The sequence below is a fragment of the Archangium sp. genome, assembly GCF_036389735.1.
GTDB lineage: Bacteria > Myxococcota > Myxococcia > Myxococcales > Myxococcaceae > Archangium.
In genome coordinates this window covers 1-4,927 of sequence record NZ_DASVWK010000203.1, presented here as the reverse complement: position 1 = coordinate 4,927, position 4,927 = coordinate 1, and the positions used below count along the sequence as shown (strand labels likewise).

At 70.3% G+C, this 4,927-nt stretch carries 1 protein-coding gene; it reads right to left on the bottom strand.

Annotation, left to right across the window (positions count from 1 at the left end; translation table 11 throughout):
* On the bottom strand, window positions 1–4,927 hold a 4,927-nt coding region (locus VF794_RS07625), incomplete at both ends, for an amino acid adenylation domain-containing protein (protein WP_331108520.1).

Genomic DNA, 4,927 nt, shown 5'->3' with positions numbered 1-4,927 from the left:
GAGGATGGCGAGCAGGCCGGTGAGGAGGTCCTCGTTGCGCTCCAGGCAGATGCCCACACGGGACTCGGGACGGACGCCGAGGCGGCGCAGGTAGTGGGCGAGGCGGTTGGAGCGGGCGTTGAGCTCGCGGTAGGAGAGGCGGACGTCGCCGGCCACCAGGGCGGTGGCGTTGGGGGTGCGCTCCACCTGGGCCTCGAAGAGGTGGTGGATGCAGGCCTCGCGCGGGTAGTCAGCGCGCGTGTCATTCCACTGCACGAGCACCTGCTGGCGTTCGGCCTCCGGCAGCAGGGGCAGGGCGGAGAGCGACAGCTCGGGGTTGGCGGTGGCCGCCTCCAGCAGTACCCGCAGGTGTCCCAGCATGCGCGCGGCCGTCTCCGGCTCGAACAGGTCGGTGTTGTACTCAAGCGTGGCGGCCAGACCCTCCGTGGTGTCCTCGAGGGCGAGGGTCAGATCGAACTTCGCCGTGTGGCTCTCGGGAGCCAGGGAGTTCAACGCCAGTCCGGGCAGATCGATCCGGGACGTGGGCGTGTTCTGGAAGGTGAGCATCACCTGGAAGAGAGGCGAGTGGCTCAAGCTGCGCTGGGGCTTGAGTTCCTCGACGAGCTTCTCGAAGGGAACGTCCTGGTGGGCGTAGGCGCCCAGGGCCACCTGACGCACACGACCGAGCAACTCACGGAAGGAGGGATTGCCCTCCAGGCGGGTGCGCAGCACGAGCGTGTTGACGAAGAAGCCGATGAGGCCCTCGGTATCCGCGTGCGTGCGGCCGGCGATGGGCGAGCCGACGCTGATGTCCCGCTGGCCCGAGTAGCGCGAGAGCAGGGCCTGGAAGGCGGCCAGGAGCACCATGAAGGGCGTGGCGCCCTCCCGCTGGCCCAGGGCCGTCACCGCACGAGAGAGCTCCGCTGGCAGCATGACGGAGTGATTCGCCCCGCGGTACGTCTGGACCGCGGGCCGGGGCCTGTCGGTGGGTAGCTCCAGCACCTGGGGTGCTTGAGCCAACTGCTGACGCCAGTAGGCGAGCTGCGTCTCCAGGGCCTCGTCGCGCAGCCACTGGCGCTGCCAGGAGGCGTAGTCGGCGTATTGGAGGGGCAGCCCGGGCAGGGGCGAAGGCTGGCCCGAGGCGAAGGCCTGGTAGAGCGCGGCCACCTCCTTGATGAGCACGCCCATGGACCAGCCGTCGGAGACGATGTGGTGCATCGTCAGCACCAGCACGTGTTGGGTCTCCCCGAGCTTCAGCAGCTTCACCCGCAGAAGAGGGCCGCGGATGAGGTCGAAGGGGCTCTGGGTCTCCTCGCGCGCCAGCCGCTGCACCTGGGTCTCATGCTCCGCTCCGGGCACGGAGCCCAGGTCGACAACGGACAGCGGCAGGGAGAGTTCCGGGTGGATGACCTGGACGGCCTCCGTGTCGGTGGAGCGGAAGGTGGTGCGCAGGGACTCGTGACGGTGCACCAGCTCCTGGAAGCTCCTCTCCAGGGCGGATACATCGAGCGTGCCCTCCATGCGTACGGCCGTGAAGAGGTTGTAGGTGGCGCTGCCCGGCTCCAGTTGATCGAGGAACCACAGGCGCTGCTGGGCGAAGGACAGCGGCAGCTCGCCCGTGCGCGTGACGGGCATGAGGGGCGGGAGCCTCACTCCCTGACTCTCGCGGGAGGCGGACTCCAGACGGGTGGCCAGGGCGGCGAGCGTGGGCTCCTCGAAGAGCGCGCGCAGGGACAGCTCCACGCCGAAGGCGGCGCGGACGCGGGAGACGACCTGGGTGGCCAGCAGCGAGTGGCCGCCCAGCTCGAAGAAGTTGTCGTTCGCGTCCACCTCGCGGATGTGCAGCACCTGCGCCCAGATGGAGGCCAGGAGCTGCTCGGTGGGAGTGCGCGCGGGCGTGCGGGGCCTGTCCTGGGAGGAGCGGGTCGCGTCCGGTGCTGGCAGGGCCTTGTGGTCGACCTTGCCACTGGGAGTGAGCGGCAGCGCCTCCAGCGGTACGAAGGCCGAGGGCACCATGTACTCGGGCAGGCGGGCGCGGGCGAAGCGTCGCAGTTCCCCCGTGTCGAGCTCGTGGCCCCGCGCGACGACGTAGGCCACCAGCCGCTTGCCACCGGGGCCGTCCTCACGCGCCGCCACCACCGCCTCGTACACGGTGGGGTGCGCCAGCAGCGCCGATTCCACTTCGCCCAGCTCGATGCGGAAGCCACGCACCTTCACCTGCGAGTCGATGCGCCCCTGGAACTCCAGGTGACCGTCCGGCAGGTACCGCACGAGGTCTCCCGTCCGGTACAGGCGTGCCCCTGGCTCGCCGCTGAACGGATCCGGCACGAACTTCTCCGCCGTCAGCTCCGGCCGCCCGAGGTAGCCGCGTGCCACACCCTCGCCGCCCAGGTACAGCTCGCCCCGCACGCCCACCGGCACCGGCGTCATGTGCGTGTCCAGCACGTACATCCGCACGTTTGGCAGCGGGCGACCGATGGACGGAGCCTTCCCGTCCGGTACGCAGTCGGTGAGCGAGGCCACCACGGTGGCCTCGGTGGGGCCGTAGGTGTTGAGGAAGCGCCGGCCCTGGCCCCAGCGTGCCACCAGGTCCGCTGGGCATGCCTCTCCGCCAGAGATGACCGTGCGCAACGCGGGCAGGTCCTCCGCGGGTGTGGCTGCCAGCGTCGCGGGCGTGAGGCTCAGCACGGTGATGTCCAGCTCACGCAGGAGCCGCCGCAGCGGCTCTCCCGGCATCAGCTTCTCGAGCGGTGCCAGGCACAGCGTGCCGCCGGCGGTGAGCGTGGTGAAGATCTCCTCCACCGAGAGGTCGAAGCTCAAGTTGGCGAACTGGAGCATCCGGCTCTCCGGGCCCACGCCGTAGGCCTTCGCCTCCTGCACCACCAGATTGCTCACGCCCCGGTGCCTCAGGAGCGTTCCCTTGGGCCGGCCAGTGGAGCCGGAGGTATAGATGACGTAGGCGAGATTGTCCGCGAGCACGGGCACGGCGGGGGCGTGCTGGGGGCGGGTAGAGAGGGCTTCCCACGCCGAGTCCAGGCAGAGCACCTGCTGGCCGGTGACCGGTAGGACGTTGCGCAGCGCCTGCTGGGTGAGCAGAACGTGGGCGGCGGAGTCCTCGGCCATGAAGGCCAGGCGCTCCCGGGGGAGCGAGGGATCGAGCGGCACATAGGCACCGCCGGCCTTGAGGATCCCGAGGAGGGCGATGACCAGGTCGAGCGAGCGCTCGAAACACACGCCGACGCGCACCTCCGGGCCGACGCCGAGGGAGCGCAGCTCATGTGCGAGCTGGTTGGCGCGCGCATCGAGCTGGCGGTAGGTGAGGGAGTCCCCGCCCAGGAGCACCGCGAGGGCGTCCGGGGTGCGCTCCACCTGGGCCTCGAAGAGGTGGTGGAGGCAGGCGTCACGAGGGTAGTCGGCCTGGGTGTCGTTCCACTGCACGAGCACCTGGTGGCGCTCGGCCTCGGTGAGGAGGGGGAGGGCGGAGAGGGGCAACTCGGGCTGGGAGGTCGCGGCCTCCAGCAGCACCCGCAGGTGCCCCAGCATGCGCACCGCCGTCGCCGATTCGAACAGGTCGGTGTTGTACTCGAGTGTCGCCGCGAGTCCCTCGGGAGTGTCCTGGAGCGAAAGGGTGAGATCGAACAGCGCCGTCTGGCTCTCGGGGGCCAGGGTGCTCAGCGCGAGCCCGGGTTGCTCGAGGCGGGAGGCGGGCGTGTTCTGGAAGGCGAGCATCACCTGGAAGAGCGGCGGGTGGCTCAGACTGCGCTGGGGCTTGAGCTCCTCGACGAGCTTCTCGAAGGGGATGTCCTGGTGGGCGTAGGCGCCCAGGGCCACCTGGCGCACGCGGCCGAGCAGCTCGCGGAAGGAGGGGTTGCCCTCCAGGCGGGTGCGAAGCACGAGCGTGTTGACGAAGAAGCCGATGAGGTCCTCGGTCCCGACGTGGGTGCGGCCGGCGATGGGCGAGCCGACGCTGATGTCCCGCTGGCCGGAGTAGCGCGAGAGCAGGGCCTGGAAGGCGGCCAGGAACACCATGAAGGGCGTGGCGCCCTCCCGTTGGCCCAGGGCGGTGACGGCACGCGAGAGTTCCACCGGCAGCATCACCGTGTGGAGGGCGCCGCGGTACGTCTGGACGGCGGGCCGGGGCTTGTCCGTGGGCAGCTCGAGCACCTGGGGCGCGTGGGCCAACTGCTGGCGCCAGTAGGCGAGCTGGGCCTCCAGGGCCTCATCCCGCAGCCAGCCGCGCTGCCAGTCGGCGTAATCGGCGTACTGCACGGGCAGCTCGGTCAGCGGCGAGGGCTCACCCGCGACGAAGGCCTGGTAGAGCGCGGCCACCTCGCGGATGAGGATGCTCATGGACCAGCCGTCCGAGACGATGTGGTGCATCGTCATCAGCAGGACGTGCCGGGCCTCACCGAGCTTCAGCAGCTTCACCCGCAGCAGTGGGCCGTGGATGAGGTCGAAGGAGCGCCCGGCCTCCTCGCGCGCGAGGCGCAGGACCTCGGTCTCATGCTGAGTCTCCGGTACGGAGCCCAGGTCAATGAGGGGCAGAGGCAGGGAGGCCTCGGGGTGGATGACCTGGAGGGGGCCTTGCTCGGTGGACTGGAAGGTGGTGCGCAGGGACTCGTGGCGGCGCACCAGCTCCTGGAAGCCTTGCTCCAGGGAGGACACGTCGAGCGTGCCCTCCATGCGTACGGCCGTGAAGAGGTTGTAGGTGGTGTTCCCCGGCTCGAACTGCTCGAGGAACCACAGGCGCTGCTGGGCGAAGGACAGGGGCAGCGCGCCCGTGCGCGCCACGGGGACGAGCGGAGGTGCCCGGTGCGCGGAGTCGGTGAGGCGGGCCTGGAGGGCCTGGGCGATACCAGCCACGGTGGGCGACTCGAACAGCTCGCTGATGGGCAGCTCCACGCCGAAAGTGGCGCGGATGCGGGAGATGACCTGGGTGGCCAGCAGG